Origin of the sequence: Achromobacter kerstersii (assembly GCF_902859595.1) — a bacterium.
Classification (GTDB): Bacteria; Pseudomonadota; Gammaproteobacteria; order Burkholderiales; family Burkholderiaceae_B; genus Achromobacter; species Achromobacter kerstersii.
Map to the genome: position 1 here is coordinate 420529 of NZ_CADIJQ010000001.1, position 25408 is coordinate 445936.

The 25408-nt window shown below is 62.2% G+C and carries 23 protein-coding genes; 10 read left to right on the plus strand and 13 right to left on the minus strand.

The window, feature by feature from the left end; all coding sequences use genetic code 11:
* Positions 1 to 29: 29 nt before the first annotated feature.
* Together HV765_RS01860 and HV765_RS01865 are read left to right on the plus strand one after the other, a co-directional pair.
* Positions 30 to 1220, plus strand: a complete 1191-nt coding sequence (locus tag HV765_RS01860; RefSeq protein ID WP_175168576.1) for an ABC transporter substrate-binding protein — start codon at positions 30 to 32, stop codon at positions 1218 to 1220.
* 14 nt (positions 1221 to 1234) lie between these two features.
* Positions 1235 to 2065 carry an ABC transporter permease gene (locus HV765_RS01865; protein ID WP_420840096.1) on the plus strand — a complete coding sequence of 277 codons (831 nt, stop codon included), beginning with the start codon at positions 1235 to 1237 and terminating at the stop codon, positions 2063 to 2065.
* Positions 2066 to 2096: 31 nt separating this feature from the next.
* On the opposite strand, the gene HV765_RS01870 is transcribed toward HV765_RS01865, so the two are convergent.
* Complete coding sequence (locus HV765_RS01870; protein ID WP_175168577.1) at positions 2097 to 2666, minus strand: surface-adhesin E family protein; 570 nt, start codon at positions 2664 to 2666, stop codon at positions 2097 to 2099.
* A gap of 147 nt (positions 2667 to 2813) precedes the next feature.
* Here HV765_RS01870 and HV765_RS01875 point away from each other — a divergent pair, with 147 nt between their 5' ends.
* On the plus strand, positions 2814 to 4136 hold the full coding sequence (locus tag HV765_RS01875) for a hypothetical protein (RefSeq protein ID WP_175168578.1): 1323 nt from the start codon (positions 2814 to 2816) through the stop codon (positions 4134 to 4136).
* 34 nt (positions 4137 to 4170) lie between these two features.
* Here the strand turns inward: HV765_RS01875 and HV765_RS01880 are convergent, their stop codons facing one another.
* Both HV765_RS01880 and HV765_RS01885 read right to left on the minus strand, forming a co-directional pair.
* The gene (locus HV765_RS01880; protein ID WP_175168579.1) at positions 4171 to 4590 is read right to left on the minus strand and encodes a universal stress protein; all 420 of its coding nucleotides are present in this window, start codon (positions 4588 to 4590) and stop codon (positions 4171 to 4173) included.
* On the minus strand, positions 4587 to 5594 hold the full coding sequence (locus HV765_RS01885; protein WP_175168580.1) for a TerC family protein: 1008 nt from the start codon (positions 5592 to 5594) through the stop codon (positions 4587 to 4589). Before HV765_RS01885 ends, HV765_RS01880 begins: the two co-directional genes overlap by 4 nt.
* A 146-nt stretch (positions 5595 to 5740) precedes the next feature.
* Between HV765_RS01885 and nhaR the strand changes: the two genes are divergently transcribed.
* Positions 5741 to 6673 (plus strand): transcriptional activator NhaR, encoded by a 933-nt coding sequence (gene nhaR / locus HV765_RS01890; protein WP_175169460.1) that lies wholly within the window; start codon positions 5741 to 5743, stop codon positions 6671 to 6673.
* Here nhaR and HV765_RS01895 read toward each other — a convergent pair.
* Positions 6670 to 7359 carry a GntR family transcriptional regulator gene (locus tag HV765_RS01895; protein WP_175168581.1) on the minus strand — a complete coding sequence of 230 codons (690 nt, stop codon included), beginning with the start codon at positions 7357 to 7359 and terminating at the stop codon, positions 6670 to 6672. The genes nhaR and HV765_RS01895 overlap by 4 nt on opposite strands.
* Before the next feature lie 124 nt (positions 7360 to 7483).
* On the opposite strand from HV765_RS01895, the gene araD reads away from it, so the two are divergent.
* The 3 genes from araD (at position 7484) to HV765_RS01910 (ending at position 11065) form a co-directional block, all read left to right on the plus strand.
* Complete coding sequence (gene araD / locus HV765_RS01900; protein WP_175168582.1) at positions 7484 to 9214, plus strand: L-arabinonate dehydratase; 1731 nt, start codon at positions 7484 to 7486, stop codon at positions 9212 to 9214.
* Positions 9215 to 9285: 71 nt separating this feature from the next.
* Positions 9286 to 9996: a ribonuclease activity regulator RraA gene (locus HV765_RS01905; protein ID WP_175169461.1), complete on the plus strand. Its 711-nt coding sequence runs from the start codon at positions 9286 to 9288 to the stop codon at positions 9994 to 9996.
* A gap of 79 nt (positions 9997 to 10075) precedes the next feature.
* The gene (locus HV765_RS01910) at positions 10076 to 11065 is read left to right on the plus strand and encodes a Bug family tripartite tricarboxylate transporter substrate binding protein (RefSeq protein WP_175168583.1); all 990 of its coding nucleotides are present in this window, start codon (positions 10076 to 10078) and stop codon (positions 11063 to 11065) included.
* A 191-nt stretch (positions 11066 to 11256) separates the two neighbouring features.
* On the opposite strand, the gene HV765_RS01915 is transcribed toward HV765_RS01910, so the two are convergent.
* Positions 11257 to 12243, minus strand: a complete 987-nt coding sequence (locus tag HV765_RS01915; protein WP_175168584.1) for a Bug family tripartite tricarboxylate transporter substrate binding protein — start codon at positions 12241 to 12243, stop codon at positions 11257 to 11259.
* Positions 12244 to 12312: 69 nt separating this feature from the next.
* Positions 12313 to 13449, minus strand: a complete 1137-nt coding sequence (locus HV765_RS01920) for a muconate/chloromuconate family cycloisomerase (protein ID WP_054427689.1) — start codon at positions 13447 to 13449, stop codon at positions 12313 to 12315.
* 107 nt (positions 13450 to 13556) lie between these two features.
* On the opposite strand from HV765_RS01920, the gene HV765_RS01925 reads away from it, so the two are divergent.
* On the plus strand, positions 13557 to 14462 hold the full coding sequence (locus HV765_RS01925) for a LysR family transcriptional regulator (RefSeq protein ID WP_175168585.1): 906 nt from the start codon (positions 13557 to 13559) through the stop codon (positions 14460 to 14462).
* A 465-nt stretch (positions 14463 to 14927) separates the two neighbouring features.
* Here the strand turns inward: HV765_RS01925 and HV765_RS01930 are convergent, their stop codons facing one another.
* Positions 14928 to 15299, minus strand: coding sequence for a hypothetical protein (locus tag HV765_RS01930; protein ID WP_054427683.1), 372 nt, complete (start codon positions 15297 to 15299; stop codon positions 14928 to 14930).
* A gap of 167 nt (positions 15300 to 15466) precedes the next feature.
* Between HV765_RS01930 and HV765_RS01935 the strand changes: the two genes are divergently transcribed.
* Positions 15467 to 16621 carry an FUSC family protein gene (locus HV765_RS01935; RefSeq protein WP_175168586.1) on the plus strand — a complete coding sequence of 385 codons (1155 nt, stop codon included), beginning with the start codon at positions 15467 to 15469 and terminating at the stop codon, positions 16619 to 16621.
* Here HV765_RS01935 and HV765_RS01940 read toward each other — a convergent pair.
* The 3 genes from HV765_RS01940 to HV765_RS01950 form a co-directional block, all read right to left on the minus strand.
* Positions 16595 to 17452: a hypothetical protein gene (locus HV765_RS01940; protein WP_175168587.1), complete on the minus strand. Its 858-nt coding sequence runs from the start codon at positions 17450 to 17452 to the stop codon at positions 16595 to 16597. The genes HV765_RS01935 and HV765_RS01940 overlap by 27 nt on opposite strands.
* A gap of 285 nt (positions 17453 to 17737) precedes the next feature.
* Positions 17738 to 19369 (minus strand): hypothetical protein, encoded by a 1632-nt coding sequence (locus HV765_RS01945; protein ID WP_175168588.1) that lies wholly within the window; start codon positions 19367 to 19369, stop codon positions 17738 to 17740.
* 92 nt (positions 19370 to 19461) lie between these two features.
* A complete protein-coding gene (locus tag HV765_RS01950; protein WP_175168589.1) occupies positions 19462 to 20562 on the minus strand; it encodes a chemotaxis protein in 1101 nt (366 codons plus the stop codon).
* A gap of 155 nt (positions 20563 to 20717) precedes the next feature.
* Between HV765_RS01950 and HV765_RS01955 the strand changes: the two genes are divergently transcribed.
* Positions 20718 to 21785: a helix-turn-helix transcriptional regulator gene (locus HV765_RS01955; RefSeq protein WP_175168590.1), complete on the plus strand. Its 1068-nt coding sequence runs from the start codon at positions 20718 to 20720 to the stop codon at positions 21783 to 21785.
* On the opposite strand, the gene HV765_RS01960 is transcribed toward HV765_RS01955, so the two are convergent.
* From HV765_RS01960 to HV765_RS01970, 3 genes are all read right to left on the minus strand, one after another.
* Positions 21767 to 22513: a hypothetical protein gene (locus tag HV765_RS01960; protein ID WP_175168591.1), complete on the minus strand. Its 747-nt coding sequence runs from the start codon at positions 22511 to 22513 to the stop codon at positions 21767 to 21769. The genes HV765_RS01955 and HV765_RS01960 overlap by 19 nt on opposite strands.
* Positions 22514 to 22634: 121 nt before the next feature.
* The gene (locus HV765_RS01965) at positions 22635 to 23564 is read right to left on the minus strand and encodes a hypothetical protein (protein WP_175169462.1); all 930 of its coding nucleotides are present in this window, start codon (positions 23562 to 23564) and stop codon (positions 22635 to 22637) included.
* Between the two features lie 132 nt (positions 23565 to 23696).
* Positions 23697 to 25337: an arylsulfatase gene (locus HV765_RS01970; protein WP_175168592.1), complete on the minus strand. Its 1641-nt coding sequence runs from the start codon at positions 25335 to 25337 to the stop codon at positions 23697 to 23699.
* Positions 25338 to 25408: the final 71 nt, after the last annotated feature.

Sequence of the window (25408 nt, forward strand, 5' to 3'; positions counted from 1 at the left end):
TTCGCCACCCCCAAGCAAGGAGCTTATTGATGTGCCTGGAACACATGTCGCGTCGCGACTGGTTGAAACTCTCGGCCCTGCTGACGGCAGGTGGCGCGGCGTCTTTGCTGTCGGCGTTCAACGCCCGTGCGCAAACCGACCCGGACGCGCCCGTGCGCATCGGCTATCTGCCCATTACCGACGCCGCGCCGTTGCTGGTGGCGCATAACAACGGCTTGTTCGACAAGGCGGGCGTCAAGGCCGAAAAGCCCACGTTGCTGCGCAGCTGGGCGCAGGTGATCGAAGCCTTTATTTCGGGGCAGGTCAACGTGGTGCATTTGTTGTCGCCCATGACCGTATGGGCGCGCTTTGGCAGCAAAGTGCCGGCCAAGGTGGTGGCGTGGAATCACGTGGGCGGATCGGGCCTGACCGTGGCGCCCGCCATCAACAGCGTGAAGGAATTGGGCGGCAAGACGGTCGCCATTCCGTTCTGGTATTCCATCCACAACGTCATGTTGCAGTATCTGCTGCGCGAAAACGGCTTGACGCCGGTGGCGCGCAAGGATGGCGCCGTGGGCGCCAACGAGGTCAACCTGATCGTCATGGCGCCCGCCGACATGCCGCCCGCGCTGGCGCAGAACCGCATCGCGGGCTACATCGTGGCGGAACCCTTCAATGCGGTTGCCGAAACGCTGGGCGTGGGCAAGGTGCTGCGCTTTACGGGCGACGTCTGGCGCAATCACGCGTGCTGCGTCGTGTTCATGCACGAGCGCGACCTGGAACAGCGCCCGGAGTGGTCGCAGAAAGTGGTGGACGCCATCGTCCAGGCGCAACTGTGGATACGCGACAATCGCGCCGAGACGGCGCAGCTGCTGTCCAAAGAGGGCATCAACCGCTATACGCCGCATGCGTTGCCCGCGCTGTCCAAGGTGCTGGCGCCGCCCGCATCCGACCGCGAGCAGTACCTGGCCAGCGGCGCCATCCGCCATGCCGCTTGGGACGAACGCCGCATCGACTTCCAGCCCTATCCGTTTCCCAGCTACACCGAGGAACTGGTGCGCCGCCTGCGTGACACGCTGATCGAGGCCGACCGGGGTTTCCTGGCCAGCCTGGACCCCGCACGCGCCGCAAGCGAGCTGGTGGATGACCGCTACGTGAAGCGTGCGATTCAATCCGTGGGCGGCCTGAGCCGCTTCGGTTTCCCCAACGCCTATAGCCGGACTGAAATGGTGCAGGCGTGACGGCACGGGAGTCTGTGGCACAAGCGCCGGCTGGCGGACAGGCGGCGCCAGCCGCCAAGCCCGCCAAGCCTGCGAGTGGCGCACGCGCCGGGGGCCTGGGCCTGCTCGCGCGTTGCGCATTGGGCCTGGGCGGGCTGGCTGCATTGCTGGCGCTGTGGTGGCTGGGCACGGATGTGCTGTCGCCCGCCGGCGGCATGGCCCGGCGCTTTTCGCCGGGCGCCACCTTTGTCAGCCTGGCCGAGCTGCTGACCGCGTCCGATCTGCCGCTGCATATCCTGGTCAGCCTGCGGCGCATTGCGGTGGGCTTGGGATTCGCGCTGGCTATCGGCGTGCCGCTGGGCCTGGCGATAGGCAGCTGGCGCCGCCTGGAGGCCACGGTGTCGCCCGCGATGCAATTCTTGCGGATGATCTCGCCGCTGTCGTGGATGCCCATCGCCGTGATGGTGTTTGGCGTGGGCGATGACCCGGTCTACTTCCTGCTGACGTTCGCGGCCGTGTGGCCCATCGTGTTGAACACGGCGGCCGGCGTGCAGCAGCTGGACCCGCGCTGGCTGCAACTGGCGCAAAGCGTGGCGGCCACGCGCTGGGAGACCTTGCGCCGCGTGATCCTGCCGGGCGTGCTTGGCCACATCCTGACGGGCGTGCGGCTGGCGATTGGCATTCTGTGGATTGTGCTGGTGCCCTGCGAAATGCTGGGCGTGTCGGCGGGCATGGGGTATTTCATTCTGGACACGCGCGACCGTCTGGCCTATTCCGAACTGATGGCCATGGTGCTGATGATCGGCGTGCTGGGCTTTCTGCTGGATGCCGCAGCGCGCGGGCTGTACCGGTACTGGCGGGGGTAGGGCGCGGCGTGGCCGCCGCGCTCCAGGGCAACTACTTGCGTGCGTTCTTGCCCGGCGTGGGGCAGACCACGCCCCGTAGCTTGCGCTGCACGGGGTCGCGCGCGACAGGCGCGTTATGGATGCCCGCCACGGGTATCGATTCCACCAGCGCCCCGGTGGCGTCGTTACCGGCATAGTGCTGGGTGTGGGTGACGGTGTAGGTGTTGGCGGTGCAATTCAAGGTGATGGGCTGCGAGACCGACGCGTACGGTTGGCCATTGGTTTCGGACACGCGCGGCTGCGCATAGAACCAGGCCACGGTCACCGTCATCACCACGGGGCGCTCGGATACGGGGGCGATCGATGCGCTGTCGTAGAACACGCCGGGCATGGCCTGCGGGTCCAGCGGCGTCCAGGCCGGGCCGCCGCCGAAGGTGATGCCCGACACGTCAAGGCTGCGAGGCACGATGTTGACGGCGCAGGCGTCGGGGGGAATCGGGTCGCCTTCGCGCACCGTCACCGCCGCGCAGACGTCAGGCGTAGCGGCCAGCGCCGGCTGCCCCCATGCGATTGCCCCAAGAACAACCAGGGCGAAGGTGAGGGGGGTGTGCCTAGCGATCATGTCCGGGTTCCGTGTATGGGCCAATGCGGCGTAAGAGTATGTCACGCCAGTATAGAGAACCGCGCGTGACACGCTATAGTTTCGTCCGTTCCCCCAAACGTCACTGGCCGAATGGCTGGTGCTGCCGCCTCTGGATGCGTTGCCTTCATGAACCTTAGACTGCTTGCCAGCGCTGCCGCGATCGCCGTCGCCGCGGTGATCGGCTATGGCATCTACCAACTGGTTCCCATGGGCAAACCCTTGGCGCGCAGCGAGATCATCGGCGAACTCAGTGGCCCGGCGCTGGCCTCGTCCTCGCGGGTGGCGCTGCAACGTTACGGCGAACGGCAGCTGCTGATCGGGCAGCGTCTGGTGTCGGCCAAGGACATGCCCGCGCTTGAAAAGGCCCCGCTGCTGGATGCGCAAGTGCCCGCGCTTGGCACGCGCCAGCAGAACCCCTGGCTGCAGGCTGATACGCGCAACCTGATCTATGGCGGGCAGGGCACAGGTGCTTTTGATCTGCTGGGGTCGATCAGCGGTGACGCCGGGGTCAGCCTGATCGGCACGCCGGAAGGGCGCGCGCTGTATCTGATCACCGCCATTGAACGCACGCCCGAAGAAGGCGAACAGCCCGCCGCGTTTGAAACCTTGCGCTCGGACGACCTGGGCAAGACGTGGGCGCGGGACGCGGACGTGGTGCTGGGCCCCGGGCAGCAGCACACCGTGTTTCTGACGCAAGACCGCGTCATCGCAATGGAACGCCATGACGCGGGTTACCGCTTGCTGGTCAGCCAGGATGGGGCGCGCCAGTGGTCGGGGATCTCGCTGGATGAACAGGTGTGGCCGGATGGGGCCGCCTTTGAACGCGCCTTTCGCGACATGCTGGCCAAGGACGGCGGCGCCCGCGCCGAAGACCAACTGGCATATGACTGGTCGCTCTATCCGCTGGATGAGCGGCGCGCCGTGGGCTGGAGCTGGCGCACGCGGATCAGCCTGAGCGCGTCGGACAAGAACGAGGTGCTGGAAACCCGGCGCTTTGAAGTCGAGCTGCAAGATGGCGTGTCGCCGGCCTTCCGCATCACGCAGGGCGTGGCCCCGGTGCCGCCCCAAGCGGCGGACGCGCGCGTGACGCGGGATGAACCCGTGTTCGAGATCACGGGCGATGCCATTTATGAGCTGGACAAGGCTGAACGCATCTGGCATCGGCGCGCCGATTCTCCGTTGGTGCAGGGCAAGCCCAGTTGGATCGGCGACGCCTGGTTCAGCGGCCGCGCCTGGGTGATCAAGACCTACGCCGACCACCTGTTCTCGTTTAACGAGTACACCAAGACCTATTTCTATACGCGCGATCAGGGCAAGACCTGGCGCCCGTTCCAACTGCCGCAAGACGTCGAGACGGGGCTTTTGGGCATGGATGCGTCGGGTGACGCGTTGCTGTCGCTGGCCGAGCGCGACGGCAGGACGGTCATTCGCCGGTACCCCTTGGATTGACAGCCCGACAACTGCCGCCGCCGTCGCTTCGGTGTCAGATCACCAGCACCGGGCAGGTCGCGTGCGCCAGTATCCGACTGCTGACGGACCCCAGCACGGCGTTCATAAGCGGGCTGCGGTGATGCGAACCCAGCACAATTACGTTGGCTTTGACGTGCGCGGCATAGTCAATGACCTTTTGGGGCGTGAAACCGGTCATTTCGTGGCATTCAAAGTTGACGTTGCCTTTGCGCAGTATTTCCACCACTGAGCGCATCGCCTTGTCGCTTTCTTCGTGGTGCCAGGCATCGACTTCGTCCTTGCCGATGAATGACACGACGTCCCCTCTGACTTCGGGCTCGCAATGCACGACATGCACGATGAAATCGCGGTTTAGCAAAGGGGTCGCGACCAGGTAGTGCGCCGCCTCATTGCTATACGTCGATCCGTCGGTGGCAAGAATGATTGTGTTCATGGCTGCTCTCCGGGTTGGGACTTCTTCACTTCGTTGCGGTTGGCGGTAGCCGTTCGCTTTGGCAGGGCCAGGCTGGCGCCAATGGAGGCGGCCAGCACCACCCCAATCACGCCGAGCGACCAATGCACCGGTACGTGCACCCACTGCGCCGCCAGCATTTTTGCGCCGATGACCATCAGCACAACTGCCAATCCATACTTCAAGTAGTGAAAGCGGTCCACCAAGTTGGCCAGCAGGAAGTAAAGCGCCCGCAAGCCCATGATGGCGAAGATGTTCGACGTGAAAACGATGAAGGGGTCGGTGGTGACGGCGAAGATCGCCGGGATGCTGTCGACGGCGAACACCACATCCGTCGCCTCAATCAGCAGGAGCACCACGAACATTGGGGTCGCGTAACGCATCCCATGGATCTGCACGAAGAAGGCCTGTCCATGGTATTCCTTGGTGATTCGCATGGTGGCCCGCATCAAGCGCACCAAGGGGTTTTGCGCGATGTCGGGCTGGCGGCCTGCGGCGGTCAGCATTTTGATGCCGCTCAGCACCAGGAACGCGCCCAGCACATAGAACAGCCAGGCAAATTGGGTCAGTAGCCAGACGCCGGCAAGTATCATTCCGATGCGCATGAAGATGGCGCCCAGCACCCCATACAGCAGCACCCGCCGCTGCAATTCGGGGGGGACCGCGAAGTAGGTGAAGATCAACGAAAACACGAACATATTGTCCGCAGACAGGGACAGTTCGATCAGGTATCCGGTGAAGTACTCCAGCGTCTTTTGATTGGCCACTGCCCGGCTTGCGGTGGCGTCAAGAAACCACCACATGAGCAGGCCGAACAGCGTTGCCAGCGTCGCCCAGGCAAGCGCCCAGAACAGTGCTTCCCGAGGCGACACGCGGTGTGCGCGGCGGCCGCCCAGCATATACAGATCCAGTGCCAGCACGGCGACCACGAAAGCGATGAATCCCACCCACATCGGCAGGGTGGCAAACGTTTCAACCCGGCCCATAAGCCGCCTCCCGCCATCGTCGCCTGCCGCCGGAAGGCGAGCGGAACCGTGAACGATGCAAGGTACGAGGCCAGTCTAGAGCGTGCCTATTCGTCGGACAATTCGCATAACATGAAGTCATAGTCAGATTTTTTGGAATGATCTCCATGGTCACTCTCAACTACAAACATCTGCGCTATTTCTGGGTTGTCGCCAAGGCCGGGAGCATTGCCCGCGCAGCGCAGCAATTGCAGCGCACCCCTCAATCGATAAGCGGCCAGTTGCAAGAACTGGAATCCGCACTGGGCTCCGCGTTGTTCCGGCGGGCGGGGCGGGGACTTGAACTCACGGATATCGGTCGGCGAGCGGTGCAGTACGCCGATCGCATCTTTACCCTGGGCGACGAATTGCTGGACGATCTGCGTGACCGCCCCGCCCGGCAATCCCTTGATTTCAGGTTGGGTGTTGCCGAAGGCGTACCCAAAGCGCTTGTGTACCGGATGATCGAGCCGGTGTTGCGGCTGGAAGAGAACGTGCGGCTGATCTGTCGTGAAGGCCGGCTTGCCTTTTTGCTGGCAGACCTGGCCGTACACCGCTACGACATGGTGATTGCCGATCGCCCGATGCCGAATCACGTGAACGTACGCGGCTATAGCCATTTGCTCGGCGAAAGCAGCCTGACTTTTTTTGGAGCGCCCGCGTTGCTTGAACAGTTGCCGAGCCGTTTTCCCAAGATGCTGGATCAGGCGCCATTTCTTTTGCCGGGTGAAGACGCGGCAATCCGCGTGCGGTTACTGCAATGGTTTGACGAGCACAACATCCGCCCGCGCATCGTGGGCGAATTTGATGACAGCGCGTTGTTGAATTCATTCGGCCAGACAGGGGTGGGCTTATTTGCCGCGCCCAGCGCCACCGCTGCCTACCTGGTCAAACAGTACCGGGTGCGCACCATAGGCACCGCCAGCGCCGTCAAGGAACAGCTTTACGCCTTGACGACCGACAGGCAGCTGCAACATCCGGCAATCATTGCACTGAGCAAGGCGGCCCAAGAAGACATCTTCGGCCCGTCGGCGCTGGGACGCGCACGCAACCGGGGTTAGGCGGCCAGCACATACTCCGGATAGCGCTTGCAGATCTCGGCAACCTGGCTCAGCGTGCCAGACAAATGTTCGCGCAGCACCTGTTGCGCCCGCGCGGGTTCCTGCGCCACGATGGCGTCCAGCAAGCGCTGATGGTCGTCCATGATGCGCTCGGCCTTGCCGGCTTCCGGCAGATGCAGCCGGCGCAGACGGTCCAGGTGGCCGCTGTAGCGCTGCTCCAATTCCCATAGACTCATCACGCCCGCAGCGGTATGCATGTCGCGGTGAAACGCCTGATCCGCATTGATGAACTGCTGATATTCGCCACTGGCGTGGCTCGTGCGTTGCAGGTCGATGCTGGCTTGCAGCCGCTTGTGCAGCATCGGATCAGGCCGTTGCGCAAGCATGTGCACGATTTCCAGTTCCAGCGACTGGCGCAGGAAATGCGCCTGCCGGGCAGCGGGGATGTCGATGCGGCTGACGACGGTGGTGTGTTGCGGATAGATTTCCACCAGCGCTTCTTCGGCCAGCCGCATCAGGGCGTCGCGGATAGGCGTCTGGCTCAAGCCATAGGTTTCGGCCAGCGTCACGCGCGACAGCGGGGCGCCGGGGGCGAGTTCCAGCGACACGATCTGTTCGCGCAGATGTTCGAAAACCTGGGGCGCGGCGTGGCGTGAGCGGTCGAGTCGGAGCTTGGGGCTTTGCATCAGGGGGCCTGACGGGAGTACGGTAGTAAAGCCCGCAGTGTAGCGGGTTTTCACCTAGCTGACGCACTAATGTATTAGTGTTTAAATGCGTTCATCCCCACCACGCCTCACCCCCATTTCCCCTATGAAACGTTCCTACGAAAGTCTGCGCAGCGCCGCCTGGATGGCCAAGGATGACCTGCGTTCGTTCGGCCACCGTTCCCGCATGATGCAAATGGGCTATGCGCCTGACGACTGGGTCGGCCGGCCCATCATCGCCATCATCAACACCTGGTCTGACCTCAACCCCTGTCACAGCCATTTCAAGCAGCGCGTTGAAGACGTGAAGCGTGGCGTGTTTCAGGCGGGCGGTTTTCCGGTGGAGCTGCCGGCCATTTCGGTGTCGGAATCCTTCGTCAAGCCCACGACGATGCTCTACCGCAACTTCCTGGCCATGGAAACCGAAGAGCTGCTGCGCAGCCACCCGGTGGATGGCGCGGTGCTGATGGGCGGCTGCGACAAGACCACGCCGGGGTTGCTCATGGGCGCCATCAGCGCCGGGCTGCCGTGCGTGTACGTGCCGGCCGGCCCCATGTTGCGCGGCAACTGGAAGGGCAAGATCCTGGGGTCGGGGTCGGACGCCTGGAAGCTCTGGGACGAGCGCCGCGCCGGCAAGATCACCCAGGAACAATGGACCGAAGTTGAAGGCGGCATCGCCCGCAGCTACGGCACCTGCATGACGATGGGCACGGCCAGCACCATGACGGCCATTGCCGAAGCCATCGGCATGACCTTGCCCGGCGCATCCTCGATTCCCGCAGCTGACGTCGGCCACATGCGCATGTCCGCCGAGTGCGGCCGCCGCGTGGTCGAGATGGTCTGGGACAACCTGACGCCCAAGCGCATCCTGAGCCTGGCATCGTTCAAGAACGCCATCAACGTGGCCATGGCCATGGGCTGTTCCACCAACGCCATCATTCACCTGGTGGCCATGTCGCGCCGCGCAGGCCATGCCGTCAGCCTGGAAGACTTTGACGCCGCGAGCCGCAAGGTGCCCGTCATTGCCAACATCCGGCCCAGCGGCGACACCTATCTGATGGAAGACTTCTATTACGCAGGCGGTTTGCCGGCACTGATGACGCGCCTGGACGGCCACCTGGACCTGTCCGCCATGACCGTCACCGGCAAGACGCTGGGCGAGAACATCGCGGGCGCCGAGGTCTACAACGACGACGTCATCCGCAAGGTGGACACCGCCATTTATGACGAAGGCGCGCTGGCCGTGTTGCGCGGCAATATTGCGCCCGACGGCTGCGTGATCAAGCCCAGCGCTTGCGCGCCGCAATTCCTGCAACACACGGGTCCGGCGCTGGTGTTCGACGACTACCCCAGCATGAAGGCGGCGGTCGACGACGAGAACCTGGACGTCACCCCCGAACACATCATGATCCTGCGCAACGCCGGCCCGCAAGGCGGCCCAGGCATGCCGGAATGGGGCATGCTGCCCATCCCGACGAAGCTGGTGAAGCAGGGCGTGCGCGACATGCTGCGCCTGTCTGACGCCCGCATGAGCGGCACGAGCTACGGCGCCTGCATCCTGCATGCCGCGCCCGAGTCGTATGTGGGCGGCCCGCTGGCCTTCGTGAAAACCGGCGACCTGATCACGGTGGACGTGCCGGCTCGCAGCATTCATCTGAACATCAGCGACGAAGAGCTGGCCGCACGCCGTGCCGCCTGGACGCCGCCGCCCAAGCGCTACGAGCGTGGCTACGGCTGGATGTATTCCAAGCACATCCTGCAAGCCAACGACGGCTGCGATTTCGATTTCCTGGAAACCGAGTTCGGCGCACCCGTGCCGGAACCCGAAATCTTCTAAGCGCGCAGGCGGGCAGGGCCCGCCGCGCGTTTCTTTCATTCTGTTTTTTGTCCGGAGTCATCGTGTCCCAAATGAATCCCGAAACCCGTGCCCGCCTGTCCGGCATCAGCACGGCCACCCTGTGCACGGCGCTGTTCAAACGCGGCCTGCGCAATCAGTTCATCCAGGACGTGCGCCCGCTGAACGCCAACCTGCCCAACATGGTCGGCCCGGCGTTCACCCTGCGCTACATCCCCGCGCGTGAAGACTTGAACACCATCAAGGTGTTTGAAGACCGCTCGCACCCGCAACGCGTCGCTGTCGAAACCTGCCCGGAAGGCGCGGTGCTGGTCATGGACAGCCGCAAGGACGCGCGCGCGGCGTCCGCCGGTTCCATCCTGATCACGCGCTTGATGAAGCGCGGCGTGGCTGGCGTGGTCACGGACGGGGGCTTTCGCGATTCCCCTGAAATTGCCGAACTGGGCTTTGCCGCCTATCACCAGCGCCCCTCGGCCCCGACCAACCTGACGCTGCATCAGGCGCTGGACATCAACGCGCCCATCGGCTGCGGTGATGTCGCCGTGTGGCCGGGCGACATCGTCGTGGGCGACCGCGAAGGCGTGGTCGTCATTCCCGCGCATCTGGCCGACGAGATCTCGATCGAAGCGGTGGAGATGACCGCATTCGAAGACTTCGTGACCAGTCAGGTGCAGCAGGGCGCGTCCATCCTGGGCCTGTACCCGCCCACCGATCCGGGCACCAAAGACAAATTCGCCGCCTGGCGCAAAGAGCAAGGCCGTTGAGCCTTGCTGTAGGCGGCCAGTCGTCCCGCCGCCTGCGACCCCATACCTATAAAGCAATAAATCAAGGCAGGAGACAACCATGAATACGCAACGACGCAGCGCGTTGGCCGCGCTGCTGGCCAGTGCCGTCCTAGGCACGCTGGCCATGCCGGCCAGCGCCGCCGATTGGCCCGCGCAAAAGCCGATTTCCTATGTGGTGCCATTCACCGTCGGCGGGTCTACCGACGTCGTCGGCCGCGTGCTCGCCCAGAAGCTGGGTGACCGCCTGCACCAGAACGTCATCGTCGAAAACAAGCCCGGCGCGGCCGGTGGCATCGGCGCCACCTACGTCGCGAAAGCGCCGCCCGATGGCTACACCTTGTTCGGCGGCACGATCAGCACGCACGCCATCAACGCCAGCCTGTACAAGAACCTGAAGTACGACCCGGTCAAAGACTTCGAACCGGTGTCGCTCATCGCCTACCTGCCGAACGTGCTGCTGGTTGACCCCAACCTGGGCGTGAACTCGGTGGCCGACCTGATCGCGCTGCTCAAGCGCGACCCCAACAAGCGCACCTTCGCGTCCTCCGGCGCGGGCACGTCCACGCACCTGGCCGGCGAACTGTTCTCAAGCATGATCGGCGTGCCGCTCACGCACGTGCCTTACAAGGGCACGCCGCCCGCCATGGTTGACGTGTCATCGGGCGCCGTAACCTTCATGTTCGACCAGATGACCGCCGCCTTGCCGCTGCTGCAAACCGGCAAACTGAAGCTTCTGGCCGTCACCACCAAAGACCGAATCTCGCTCGCGCCGGAGGTCCCCACCATGCAGGAAGCCGGCGTGCCAGGTTTCCAAATGGCATCCTGGCAAGCGGTTTACGCTCCGAAAGGCACACCCAAACCCATCCTGGACAAGCTGGCCGCCGAAATCGCGCTGATCTTGAAGGAACCGGATGTGCAGGAAAAACTCGGCAAGACCATGGGCATGGAACTCGTCGGCAGCACGCCGGACGAATTGCGCGCCCTGATGGCAACCGAGATTCCGCGCTGGGCAGAAGTGGTGAAGAAGTCGGGGGCGACGGTGGAGTAGTCTTTCCGCCGGCGGAGTGTACCGACAGCAAAACGCCCACGCGCACCAAGGTGCTGCGTGGGCGTTTTTTTAGGGGGTGAGTGCTGGGGATCTTGCAGTCAGACTGCATTTTTCAATCCGACCTTCGCCGCGGAAAATGCAGTCTGGTTCCAGGAAAATGCAGTCTGACACCGGGCGATCCGGCACACGCATCAGTTGATCTTGATATTCCGTTCCTTGACCAGCGTCTTCCATTGCGCGGTTTCTTTGGCCAGGTGATCGCGCAGGGCGTCCGACGAGCTGCCGATCGACTCTGCGCCAATCGAATCCAGTGTGGCTTTTACCTTCGGTTCGGCCAGTGCGTTGCGCATGGCTTCGTTCAGCTTGGCCACGACTTCTGGCGGCGTGCCGGCGGGGGCGAAGGCGGCGAACCAGGGCATCAGCTCGTAGCCGGGCACGCCAGCTTCTTGCAAGGTGGGCACGTCGGGCAGCGCGGCGGAGCGCTTGGCGGTGGTGACGGCCAAGGCGCGCAGCTTGCCAGCGGCGATGTGCGGTTTGGCGGACGTGATGCTGTCGAACATGTAATCCACCTGGCCGCCCAGCAGGTCGGCGACGGCGGGGCCGCTGCCCTTGTACGGCACGTGCAGCATCTCAACGCCCGTCATCGACACGAACAGTTCGCCTGCCAGATGGATGGACGTGCCCACGCCGGCCGAGGCGTAGGTGTAGTGGTTGGGCTGCGCCTTGGCCTTGGTGATGACGTCTTGCACGCTGGTCGCACCCGTGCGCGCCGGGTTGGTGACGAGCACGTTGGGCACCACGGCCAGCAGCGAGATCGGCGCGAAGTCCTTGATGGGGTCGTAGTTCAGGTCGGTGTACAGGGCCGGGTTGACCGCCATGCCGTTGGCGACGATCAGGATCGTGTAGCCGTCCGGCTTGGAGCGCGCCACGCTGGCCGCGCCGATGTTGCCGCCTGCGCCCGCGCGGTTTTCCACGATGAAGGACGTGTTCAGCTGCTTGCCCATGGATTCGCCCAAGGTGCGGGCGATGCTGTCCATAGCGCCGCCCGGCGGGAAGGGCACGATCCATTTGACGGGGCGGTCGGGGTAGCTGTCGGCCAGCGCGGCGGACGCGCCGCCCAGCAGGGACAGCGCCAGGACTGCGCGGGCAAAGGGTTTGAATACATGGCGCATGCGCATGGTTGTCTCCGTGATGCTTGAATTATTGTGGGGTGCGCCCTTCATGGCGGGCGCGGCCGTGTCTTGGGATCAGGTCGCCGTTGCGCGGTCGCGCCGATAGAAATTCAGTTTGTCTTCGTCCAGCGTCAGGCCCAGCCCCGGGCCGCTGGGCAGTTCCAGTTCAAAGTCGGCGTAGCGCGGCGGGTTGGCGACGATGTCGTCCTTCAGCAGCAGGGGGCCGAACAATTCCGTGCCCCAGGACAAGCGCGGCAGGCAGGCAAAACCGTGCGCCGACGCGATGGAACCGACCGAGCCTTCCAGCATCGTGCCGCCATACAGCGCCATGCCGGCCGCATCGCCGACGGCGGCGGTGCGCAGCATTTCATACAGCCCGCCGGACTTGGCGATCTTCAGCGCCAACACATCAGCCGCGCCTTGGCGCGCGATGTCCAGCGCGTCTTCGGGGCCGTTGACGGCTTCGTCCGCCATGATCGGCACGACGAAGCGGGCAGCCAGCCGCGCCATGCCCGCGAGGTTGGCGCGGGGAATCGGTTGTTCGATCAGGTCAACGCCAGCGGCTTCCAAGCGTGCAATGGCGCCAGCTGCATCGGCCTCATTCCAGGCCTGGTTGACGTCCACGGTGACGCGAGCGCGGTCGCCCAGCGCCTGCTTGATGCGCGACACGTGGGCCACGTCTTCCAACACGGCGCGGCGTCCGACTTTCAGCTTGAAGGTGTTGTGGCGGCGGCTTTGCAGCAGGGATTCGGCTTCTTCGATGTCGCGGGCGGTGTCGCCGCTGGCCAGCGTCCACAGCACCGGCATCCGGGTGCGCACGGCGCCACCCAGCAGCGTGGACACGGGGACGTTCAAGCGCTTGCCTTGCGCGTCGAGCAACGCGGTTTCCAGCGCGGATTTGGCGAAGCGGTTGCCGCGCGCCACTTTCTCAAGGCGTTGCATGGCGGCGTGAATATTGGTCGCGTCCAAACCAGCCAGTGCGGGCGCCAGATAAGTATCAATCGCCAGCTTGATGCCCTCGGGGCTTTCTTCTCCGTACGACAGCCCGCCGATGGTGGTGGCTTCGCCAATGCCTTCGATGCCGTCGCTGCACATCAGCCGCACGATCACCAGCGTCTGGCGCTGCATGACGGCCATGGCCAGCTGATGGGCGCGGATGGTGGGCAGGTCCACCAGAATGGCTTCGACGGAAAGAATGCTGGGCTGATTCATACTTTTACTGCCAGGGATTGAGCGATGGTGGCAGTATCGCTTGCAGTTTCCTGAAAGGTCCAAGACTATATAGGTTCCGATTAATACCTTTCAAGTCTGAATTAGCCATGCAACTCAGGCATTTGCGTTATTTCCAGGCCGTGGCGGAAGAGGGCAGTTTCACCCGCGCCGCCGCCCGCCTGCACATCGCTCAACCCCCGCTTAGCCGTCAGATTCGCCAGTTTGAAGAGGAGCTGGGCGTGGTGCTGTTCGAGCGCACGACCCGGGCGTTGCGTTTGACCGAGGCCGGCCGCTTTCTGCTGGAGCAGTCCCGGCTGCTGACCGCCAGGCTGGATGAGGTGCTGGAAGGCACCCGGCGTTTGGGGCAGACGCAGCGCCGATGGTTTGGCATTGGGTTTGTGCCGTCGACGCTGTATGGCTTTGTGCCGGAGCTGATCCGCCAACTGCGCAGCGCCGATCCGCAGGTGGAGGTGGGGCTGATGGAGATGACGACGTTGCCGCAGCTTGAAGCGTTGAAGGCCGGGCGGATTGATCTGGGTATCGGGCGGATTTTGCTGGATGACCCGGCGATTGAGCGGCGCGTGCTGATGACCGAACCGCTGATGGCTGCCGTGCCGTTGCATCATCCGCTGGCAGGGATGGGAAGCGTGTCGGTGGAGCGTTTGGCGCGCGAGCCGTTCGTGCTGTATCCGGCGCGGCCGCGGCCGAATTTTGCGGATCATGTGCTGGGGTTGTTTCGGGCAGCGGGGTATTCGTTGCAGGTGGTGCAGGAGGCGAACGAGTTGCAGACGGCGATTGGGCTGGTGGCGGCAGGCTTAGGGGTGAGTGTGGTGCCGGCGTCGGTGCAACGGTTGCAGCGGCAGGATGTGGTGCATGTGCGGATCGAAGGGGATGGGTTTGTGTCGCCGGTGATTGTCAGCTATCGGAAGGATGATGGGTCGGAGTTTTTGTTGCGGGCGTTGGGGTTGGCGGGGGAGTTGGCTGGGGGTGGCGGGAAGAGTTTGTCTTCGTAGGTGGTTGTGTCTTTGTTGGTCGCCCGTTGCCGTTGCTTCGTAGGTCGCCCGTTGCCGTGGTGGCCCAGACGGCGCGCGCCCACGATTGCGGTCCGGAGCCTTCGCTCCGGACTCCCCCGTCGTCATCTTCGTCCAGGCCTTTGGCCTTCCCTTCAGATTCCCTCGGGCGCATCGAGGTTGCGCGCCGTCTGGGCCACCACGGCAACAGGCTGCCGGTGTCTTGGATTGGCGCGCTGCTAGGGCGTGCCTAGGTGACGAGTGCTGCGGGGCCGCCGAATTGCTGCCGCCCGGGCGGCGGCAATCGGCATACGGTGGTGGGGCGTCGGGGCGGTGTGCGCTTGCGCGCCTTTTCGATTGTGCGCTCGTGCATTTACACGTTTACGCTAACTCGTCGGAGAGGTGCTGCGCGCAACGGTCTGGGCAATAGCGGATGTTGGTCGTGCGTGACCGATCACTGCGCCATCATCAATACGTTTCGCGCGACGTCGAAAAAAACGTTCCGCCTTTTCCATCGGGCGTCAACGTCACTTTGAACGGAATCTGCTGATTGCACAGTTGCACGATCCATCGTTCATCCACGCTTCCATACTGCCGGGACGCGGCGGAATTGCCGGTGCCAATCGGGTTGACCTTGACGACTTCCGTTTGAATCGCGTCGACCTTTTGGCAATTCAGTTGAACTTGGGCCTGCATCGAAATGTTCTGGGCGACGTCGGCTTTCAACGTGGCGCCGGCGTGCGTGTTGCCGGTGATGGGCGCTTTGGTCTGCGGGGCGGCGCAAGCGGCAAGCATAGAGACGAAAGCGGCAATAGCGATCACGCGCGGATGGCGTTTCATGTTGACTCCCTTGGTGGTCAGTTTGATAAGCAGAATTTGGCCGGATCGAGAATACCGTACATCTATCGCGCGCTGATTGGCAGGCGCGTTTCGACAAGGCGGGGGAAGCTCCTTATTATTTGACTTCATCCCGCCGGCAACCCGCAGCGTCTAACCCCCTTCATCGCATGACACTCGCCGATACGCTCTTGCACACCATCCGCGCGGCGATGTTTGCGCTGGGGCGTGAGCTTGCCGCGTGGAAGCCATCCCGGGCGCGCGCCACGTTTGCGATCGAGGCGGTGCTGTCCGTCGCGCTATCGGTCGCGCTCGCGAATGCCCTGCATTTGTCGTACACGTGGTGGGCGGCGGTCAGCGGGTTTGCCGTCATGCAGACGAGCTTCAACAGCTCGCTTGAGCGCGCGGCGCATCGGGTGGCCGGCACCTTGCTGGGCGCGGCGCTGGGGGCGCTGGCGGGGCCGTTGATTGGCGACCGTCCTGCGTTGTTCGTGCCGATGCTGGGCGTGATTGGCGGGGTGGCGGCGTATTACGCCAATGGGTCCAAGGCGCCGTATGCCTGGATGCTGGGCGGGGTGACGGCCTTGATGGTGACGTATGAAGCGCACGTGCTGGCGTCATGGGAGGCGACAGCCGTGTTTGCGGCGTTGCGCGCGGCGGAGGTCATTGTGGGGACGCTGGCTTGCGTGTTGGTGGCCAGCGCATTTCATTTCGGGCCGCAGTGGTATCGGCGTGTGCGGCCGCCACCGGTTTCGGCGACACCGCTGGCCATTGGTGAAGACGCGGACACGACACAAGCCAGCGCGCCGCCGCCTGACGTCTTGCGGCGAAACCGTTTGCTGCTGGGGGTGCAGGCGGCCTTGGCCATCGTCATTCTTGCCGCGTGCACCTACTGGTTCGATATGCCCGGCTTCGCGCAAGCGATGGTGACGACGATTGCGGTGTTGATCCTGCCGGCGGGCAAGCTGGTGGACAGCACGCGCCAGCCCATCATTGAAAAAATGGTGCAACGCGTGGCGGGCTGCCTGTTGGCCGGGGTGGTGGGCATGGCGCTTTTGCCGCTAATGCACGAGCAACCCGTTTGGCACATGCTGGTGCTGTCCTTGGGCGTGTGGGTCGGATGCCATGTGCAGTCGGGCCAGGAAGGCGCCAGCTATGTCGGCCGTCAGTTCACCATCGCCTTCATCATGGTGTTCGTGCAGGACCACCATTGGGCAAACGATCCGGCGCCAGCGCTGATGCGGCTATCGGGCATTCTGGCGGGCATTTTGGTGCTGGGGGCGGTGATGCTCGTCGTTTCAGCGATCGCGCATCGCAGGGGCTAAGTCGGCGCCCATCATGAATAGTGCAGCTTCGATCTGGCGAGCCGTCCAAGCGGCGGCCGTGGACTGCGCAGCGGCTGCACAGATGATCCAATTGGCTCGCATATTCCAGGTCGCATGGCGCTGATGCTCTCGCAACGGTCCCGTAGCGGCGAAGTAGGGGAATAGTGTCTGATTGGGTGAACGCATTTTGAGGTTGGCTTTACTGGTGTTCGCGCGCATGCAGGCAAATCGCAACTGGGCGGGCACCGCGATGCCTTCCTGTTGACTCCACCGCAGCGCCAGCCACGCAAGGGCGGCAGCGACGCGGCTGTCATAGATCACGAAATCAGGCAGCGCCAGGGAGTGAATTTTGGTGGTGCCGGCGTTCGACCTGAGATCAGGTAACGCCTTGTGCGCAGAGCCGCCCGGGTCGGATAGCGCTTGCAGTACGGGGCGCAGGTAGGTTGAGAAGCCCACTCGCTTACTGTCCAGCCAAGGGCCATTGCCACGCTTGGTGAACACGCCACCCCAGCGCATGATGGCTTCGGCCCAATGCGCGAGCTCTGCATCATTGACCGGCGTCTGATCCAGGCAGCGGCGTAGACCCGCTTGGAGCCTCTGCAGCAGGGCGGCGTTGACTAAAAAGTTGCTATGGGCAGGGATGCTTAATTGGCCCTCGGGGGTCGGAATGTCGATCCGCTTGTTGGGCCAGCTGTAGCGGTCAAGGGCGTCCTTCAGGCTGGCGTCCACGCCATTCTCATGCCGATAGTCGAGCGGCACCTGTCCCGAGACAATCGAGGCAAGCCAATGGATAAATGGCGCTGAGCGCGCGAGATATTCAGTTTTGGTCATGGGATGTTGGGGTGTCACCTGAGGGGAACTCAGGGTGTTGCAGGGCTGCGCACACGCGCAGGTTCAGCGTCACGAAGTCGTCCCAGGAGAGGTGCTTCGCGTAATGCAGCGTGTATTGCCGGTCCACCCTGCAGAGGTCGGGGCGCTGCTCGTAGATGCCGCATTGCAGGCGGACGGCGTCGAAGTGCAGGCACGTGCCGTCGCCGCGGTCCAAATGCCGAGTAAGCGCAGAGCGATCCACCAGCTGGCAGCATCGCCCGCACTGCGAGCAGGGAAACGGCGAGTTCACTTGGCCAATGACGCGAGCCAGCTGCGTGTGCTGTCGGCATTGCCCATTTCATAGGGCAGCGCGATGCCGCGTTCTTTGATCTCCCGCAGGAGCACGGCGCCACGCGCCGTTTCGGTTTTTGCGCTGCTCAAATCCAGGGCGAAGTCTTCAAGTTCGTCGACATCGACATTCAATTCGATACGGGCGATATCTTCCAAATACTCGTCCAACTGCGCGTTCAGAGTTTCGAATTGCCGCAGTGTGAGCGCGTGGCTGCTGCGTTCAATCAGGAGCCAAATGCGTTCCATCATTTTGCTGTGCAGCAGGACGTAGTGCAGACCCAAGGTAACGATGCCGGTCGTCAAGGCGCCGATGAACGCCGCAAGCTCTCCGCCGAACGGAAAGCTCATGATAGGCACCAGTTGCGCGTAGACCAGGCTTCCCACGGCGGTCGCAACGCCTGCGGACAACGCAGCGACGACGGCCTTTGTCAGGTCGACTGTGGACAGGCCGTCGGGGTTGAAGACCAACAGCTTCAAGGCTGCCGTCATTTGCCCCCACATCTCGCGAATGATCTTGATCGCGCTCTTGCCAGTGGTGGCCACGATGTTGAACATCGTGGTGGTCACGCTGCCCAGGATGCCGGCGAACGCGCCGTCTTTGAATGCGGTCAGAAAATCTTTGAATCGCGCCTTCACGCGAGTCCAGATGCTCTGGAGCGTGCGTTCCGCCTCTTGCAGGAATGTTGCTAGTGAGAAATTCACGCGCATTTTCTGCATGAGCGCGGGCAATGCTTCGCGCAACTCGAACCAGATTTCAGCGGCGACCAGACCCAGCATCTGCCGGGCTCCCATGCGTACGCCTGCGTTGCCTGACGCGCTCAGGGTCGAGCCCCAGAATTTGCTGCTGGTGTAGTACTTCTTATTGATGGTGCCGTCGTATTGCTTTCTGGCTGCCAAGTCATTTTTCCGCATGGCTGCGGGGTCGATCGATTCCAGCTCCTGGAGCTGCGACTCGGTCTTTTCTATTTTTGTTTTTTGTTGATCGGCTCGATGCCGTTGCTCAGGCGTATTTCGTGGCATCGACTCCAAGGTTTTACGATCGGCGGTCAGGGTGGCCTTTTTTTGACTAATCTTGCCAGGCAGCGCAGTCAGAAACTCTTCGACCGGCAAAGCCTGCTTCGATCGATTGATACTCCGATGCGTGGAAACCAGATTGGAACTGTGGTTTGCCAGACTCATTCCGGAAATGTCCGCCAATACGCGACCGGCATCATCATGAATGGTCTTTGCCGCAATCACATGATCCAGGTCGCGAATTCCGTTCTGCACGGACATCCGGCTGGACGTATAACCGTCCTGGAGTTTGCCGGATTGCTGGAGTGCGGCGTCAGACTTTCCCTTGTCTATGTACCTGCGATCGCTATGATAAGCGCCCTTGACGTCCGAATACGCGCCGCGCTGGTCGTACTTGTCATGCTCTGCCTGGGTCGCCCAGACGCCGCTTCGCGCATTATGAATCGTGTCGACTTCGCCGCCATGCTTGTCTTTGAATAACAAGAAATCCAAACCGAAACTCGTGGCGAGGCTTCGAACGACGGTTTTTTCCAACTCTTCTGCCCAGGGATACTGGCTGGCGATAGCGTGCATGGTATTCAGATCGGATTAATGGCGAGGGGGCCACGCAAAAGGCGGCAATAGGGAGAGGGAGTCCTGCTCCCTCCGTGCGAAGTACGAGTGGGCTAGCGGTGTTCGTAGCGCGTGGCGTCCTGCTTGGCGGCGTCGAGCACATCGTCGATCTTGTCACCATTCAGCATCATCGACCCATCTGCGTCCTTGAGCATTTCGGGCAAGCCGTTTTCATCGACGACGATGGCGCCACGAGCTTCCTTAACCTTGAAGAGCGGCGTGGTAATGACTTTGGTCAGAATCGAGGCGAGCGCATAGCCGTTTTCGATGATCTGCGTGACCGACGTGCCCAGTTTGGCGAGCTCGGCGGCGACGTCGACATTGCGGCCCTTCAGGTCATCGACAAGTGCGCTGACGTCTTTGAGATCATCGAAATAGCAATGGAATTCACGATAGATGCGCGTCAAGGCGCGCTTGATCCGGCGTGCATATTCCTCGGTGTCTGCCAGGAACTCATCTGCCTTACCCAGTTTCTTGATGGCGGCATCCGCTTCGTCGGATGCCTTATGGGCGTTTTTAAGGGCTTCTTCGCCGTGGTTGTCATAGGCCCAACCTGCGATTGCCAAGATCGGGGCAGCCACGGCGGCACCCAGAATGGCGGTGCCACCAGCCATGCCCAAACCCCCCGCAGCGAGCGAGCCGCCGCCAATGGCGGCCAGGGTGGCGTTGGTGGCCGCAGCGCCCGCCAACGCGGAAATGGCCGTACCCGTTGATGCCGCGCCCAGGGCCATAACCCCGCCATACACCGCAAAACCCGCCGCCGCGCCTGCCGCGCCCGCACCGGCAATGCTGCCCAGCACCCCAACGGCGGAATAACTGTAATTCTCAATTTTCTGAAGTTCCCGCTTGGGGAATTTGACCTCCAGCTTGTCTTGAGAATTCGCGTTCAGGTCATTAATCAGCGTATCTGCCAGGGTTTTGAATTCACCGAAGCTCTCGCCGATTTCAAGTTCCAGATTACCCAGGGCCGTCAACGCCACTTCGGTTTTCTTTTCTTGGGCATCAAAGACGGTGCGACGTTCGTCATATGCAGCTTTTGCCCGTTTGACGATGTCGTCGGCTTCGGAATGCTTTTGATAACCGTCATAACCTTTTTTGGCGCCGTAGCTGGCTGCAACTAAGGCTGCGGCACCGATGATCAAGGGAAGGGGCATTACTGTCGTCCTCTCTGTTAGAATGTGTTACACAAAAGTATAACAGTATATAAATAGAAGAAACGGAATATTGCTTGGCCCGTAGAGCCAGATTGGGATTTGGCCTATGAGCTTGATTTGAATTGGGCCCAAGAAAATTGGGGATGGAGGGACGTATGGCAGGCGAAGATTTCACGCCTTTGCATTGGGATGTGCTTGAAATGCTTCAGCGTGACGGGGGATGGGTGTCGTCGCGCATGCTTTATGAATGGTTGCGGCCCCGGTATGGATATTCGGCGTCTTCATCCAAGACCATGCAGAGGGCGTTGCAACGGCTGCTTCAAGACGGCGTTGTTGACTGTCGTGGGCAGGGAAGTGCGCGTAGTTGGCGTGGCATCCCCGAGAAGATGCCGGGCAAAGCCGAGGTCAAAAGTGTGGAACTGGCGGTTGCGCTTTTGCAATTGGAGCAATTCGCCTCAAACCAATTGCCTGCCGAGGCGCTCAGAACATTACGAGAGCACTGCGACCGCAGCCGAGAGCTTCTCGCTAGCCATCCTACGTATCCGCGGTATCTGCAAGGCCGCGCCTGGCGTGGCAAAGCGGCCATCATCGACTCTGGGTTTCCCTTGATTGCTCCCGAGCAGGACGAGGCCATCATGGGCGCATTGACGGACGCGCTGTACCGCAATACGAGCCTGGACCTGGGCTATCAGAATGTGGCGGTATCGACCAACGCTCCGGTTCATTACCGAGTGTCGCCCTTGGCCCTGATCGAGCGTGGCAGTGTGCTGTATCTGGTGTCGTGCCGACGTTCCCGGCGCAGCGGGAAGTTCGTGCGCTACTTGCACCGCATTGACAGGATCACCAGCGCCGTTGCCACCCATGAACCGGCGGATACCGACACGGGCTTTGATCTCGAGCGATTTTTGCGCCAGGAACATACGTTGTTGTTCTTTCCCGAAGCCCCTCAGCGAGTCACCTTGAAAGTCCGAGAGCGCGACTTCCGAAGCCGGTTGCGATACTACCGGCTCTCGGAGGATCAGGTCATCAAAGAGACACGAGAGGGCTTTGAAATCGTGGCGACGGTGCGTCCGTCCTTGACGTTCAAGCAGTTCGTGCTTGGATTGGCGCCGGACGTCATGCTGGTCAAACCGGCGTATTTGCGCAAAGAGATTCAGGCGGTGCTTGCCCAGGGGGCGTCGGCTTACTTGACGGGTGACTTTGTTCAAACTGCTGCAGACTGATTCGTACCCTGCCATGGGAAGCCCACCAACGCATCGATACGCAGGACGCCGTCAAGCGTCATGGGGGCAACGGCTGTTTCGTGCAGGTCTTGCATGCCGGCTTCCACCAGCGTGCGTTCAAACGTTGCGGTTGGAACGCCGGCCACTGACAAGGCGGCGGGATGCATGAACGACGCTTCGGATACCTGTCTCATCAAGGCAGGAAAATCGACTTTATCGTCGTCGGATGCTGTAATGGCCAGCAGATTTCGCTGCGTCAGCGGTTGGACGGCCTGCCATCCTGGCAAATCTTGGTAGCCCCGTTGCGGTTGCCATGCCATGGCCGCGAGCGCTCGAATCACCGCCTGCGTTTTGGTTTCCCATGCAAAGCCGGCCGCCGCCACCCATACCCCCAAGCGGTCCACTGGCAACTCGCTGAATTTACCGCGGCAGACCGCTAGCGCCGGTTGGCCTGCCTCGCGCGCTTGCCGCATGGCTTCGACAGGGCCAAAGGTATTCCACACTGCATGTCCCGATTCGCCAGCCAACGCAGCAATATCAACCAGGTGCAACGTCAGCGCTTCGCGGTCAGCGCGCTCTTCTGCAAACCAATCGAGCGCGGGCACTTGACGGTTAAGCGTTGCCGCCAAGGCGATGACCTCGTCAGCCGGCATACCCCATCCTTCGAGTTGCACGGAGGCCTTGTTAGTGCGTTGAATCGATTGATGGTTGGTGGACGTGTGTGACACAAAAGACTCCATTCAGACTCGGAAAATTGAAGTCTGAATGGCGCTCTGGACATTCCTTGTCCAGACCCAGAACTTTCCATCTGCTGCGGATTTGGCCGGCGCACCGGTTCGCGTGCCACCCTCAGAAACTCACCGCCAGCCCCACCGAAAACCCCGAGACGTTTGTTCCAAACACATAGCGCCCCACCAATCGGGTGCGGGTGATGATCATGTCGTAGGCGCTGGAATCCAGCTCCAGGCCGGCGCCCACGGATGTCAGGCGGTCGAATCCCAGCACGCCGCGCTGGTCGCCCAGAAACTCGGAATGGGTCAGCTCCAGCACGTAGCGCAGCGGGCGTTGCAGCATCACAAAACCGGTGGGGGCCCGGTAGCGCGCCCACAGGTTTGCGGATTGGGCAATCGCGTTGCCTTGCACCGCGGCCGAGCTGTCGAAGCTCTTTAGCCGGATGTCGGAATAGCGCAATTCCACATCCACTTCGTAGCCGGGGCGGTAGTGTTCGTAGTCCAGCATGATTGAACCGCCCAGCCCATAGGCGTTCAGCGAACCCTTGTCCAGGAATGTGACGTCCGTGCCGGTCTTTTGGCCGACGTACCAACTTGCAGCCCGCAGGTCGCTGGTGACGTTGCCCAGCGCAACGTTGAAGATGGGGCGCAGCTTCAGTTCGTCGGTCAGTTTGAAGTCCCAGCCGATGCCGCCGGTTGCCGACACGCTGTTCCATTTGGTGGGGATGTTGCGGGTCTCGGCGCCTTGCGTGGCGATGAAGGTCGGGTCGTAGCGGCTGCCGGCCAGCACGCCTTCCAGGTAGATGGGGACCGATTTCGAGATCGTGTCGCCGCCACCCAACTGGGTCATGAAAAATTCTGTGGAGCCCGACGTTGTGCCGCCACCGCCGCCGAGGGATAAGGAACTCGTCGTGATGTCGGGCACGATAGAGAACGACATCAGCGCTAAGACTCCATTTGCACGCTTCTGCAAATCGTCCTGGCTCAAGCGCAGGGTGGGTTGGGCCAGGGCGTCAGGCGCGGCCGCGCAGGCCAATGCAGCGATCAGCCATGCGTGTGTCCAACAGGCGTGCCCTCTGGCTTCAGCGTTCTGGTGCACCGTTTTTCCTTGTCCGAAACGCACACGCGCCGCGCGTGGGAGGCTCCCTTGCGCGGCGCGCTATTCACCAGGTTTCCTGGCTTACTTGGGGCCCTTGCCCTGTTTTTTCTGTTCCTCGAAATACTGTTCGATCTTCTTGTCCACGTCGCGCTGTACCTGGTCGGTACTGAAGCTGGGCGGGTTCTGGCTGGGCGGCCATTCGATGAAGGTCTCCAGGAATTCCGATGCCTTGGCCGAGCCTACGAAGGCCAGATACGCGTTCTTCGTCAGCCAGTCGTTGTACTGATCGGAAACGATGTCGGCACGTTCGTACGGGTCCATGCGCAGGTTGAACACCTTGGGCACGCGCAGGCAGACGAAGGGTTCCTTCCAGACCGCAAAGCCCCCCGGCGCCTTCTGTTCGCAGAACACCACCTTCCAGTTCTCGTAACGCATGGCGACCAGCAGGCCGTCATCGTTGAAGTAGTAGAAGTCTTCGCGTGCGCTCTTATCGCTCTTGCCGGTCAGGTAATCGATCTGGTTGTAGCCGTCCAGGTGCACCTTGAAGTCGCGGTTGGCGCCGTTGGGTTTCCAGCCCTTGAGCAGACGTTCCTTCACGCCATCGTCACCGGCGGCGGCAAGCAGTGTCGGGAACCAGTCCATACCGGACACGATGTCGTTTTTGACCGACCCCGGCTGGATGTGGCCCGGCCAACGGATCATCGCCGGCACACGGAATGCGCCTTCCCAGTTCGTGTCCTTCTCACTGCGGAACGGCGTGGATGCGGCGTCCGGCCACGAGAACTGGTTGGGGCCGTTGTCCGTCGTGTAGATCACGATGGTGTCGTTGGCGATGCCCAGGTCGTCGAGCTTTTTCAGGAGCTTGCCCACGTCCTGGTCGTGCTCCCACATGCCGTCGGCGTAATCATTGCCGGGCATGCCGCTCTTGCCCTTGTGTTCAGGCCGGATGTGCGTGAACAAGTGCATGCGCGTGGAGTTCATCCACAGGAAGAAGGGCTTGTCGTCCTTGCCGTGCTTGTCCAGATAATCCAGCGCGGCGCCCACGGTTTCGTCGTCGATCGTTTCCATGCGCTTGGTGGTCAAGGCGCCAGTGTCTTCGATCTTGCCGTCAGCCGATGCCTTGATCACGCCACGCGGCATGTAGGCCTTGATGGCGGGGTCCGTGGAGTTCTTCGGGAAGTAGGGGCGTTCGGGTTCTTCTTCGGCGTTCAAGTGATAAAGGTTGCCGAAAAACACGTCAAAGCCGTGCTTGGTGGGCAGATATTCGTCGCGATCGCCCAGGTGGTTCTTGCCGAATTGGGCGGTGTTGTAGCCCTGGCCCTTGAGCGCCTGGGCGATGGTGATGTCGCGGTCTTGCAGGCCGACGGGCGCGCCCGGAATGCCCACTTTCGACAAGCCGGTGCGGCGGGCGGATTGGCCGGTAATGAACGTTGACCGCCCGGCGGTGCAACTGTTCTCGGCGTAGTAATCCGTGAAGATGGCGCCTTCGTTGGCGATGCGATCAATGTTGGGGGTCCGGTATCCCACCACGCCACGTGTGTAGGCGCTGATGTTCGCCTGCCCGATGTCATCGCCGAAAATAACAAGAATATTTGGTTTCTTGCCAGACGCCTGTCCTTGCGTGCCGGACGCCGCGTCTTTGGTTTGTGCCAGGGCGCCACCCATCACGGAAAATCCGCCGACGGCGATTAACGCCGCTCCCAACCATCGCCTTGCTTTCATGACACCCCTCCTTGCCTTCGCAGGCTGTGTAACTCCTGGGTCTCTCAATAGCTTCAATGCGGTTCGATTCA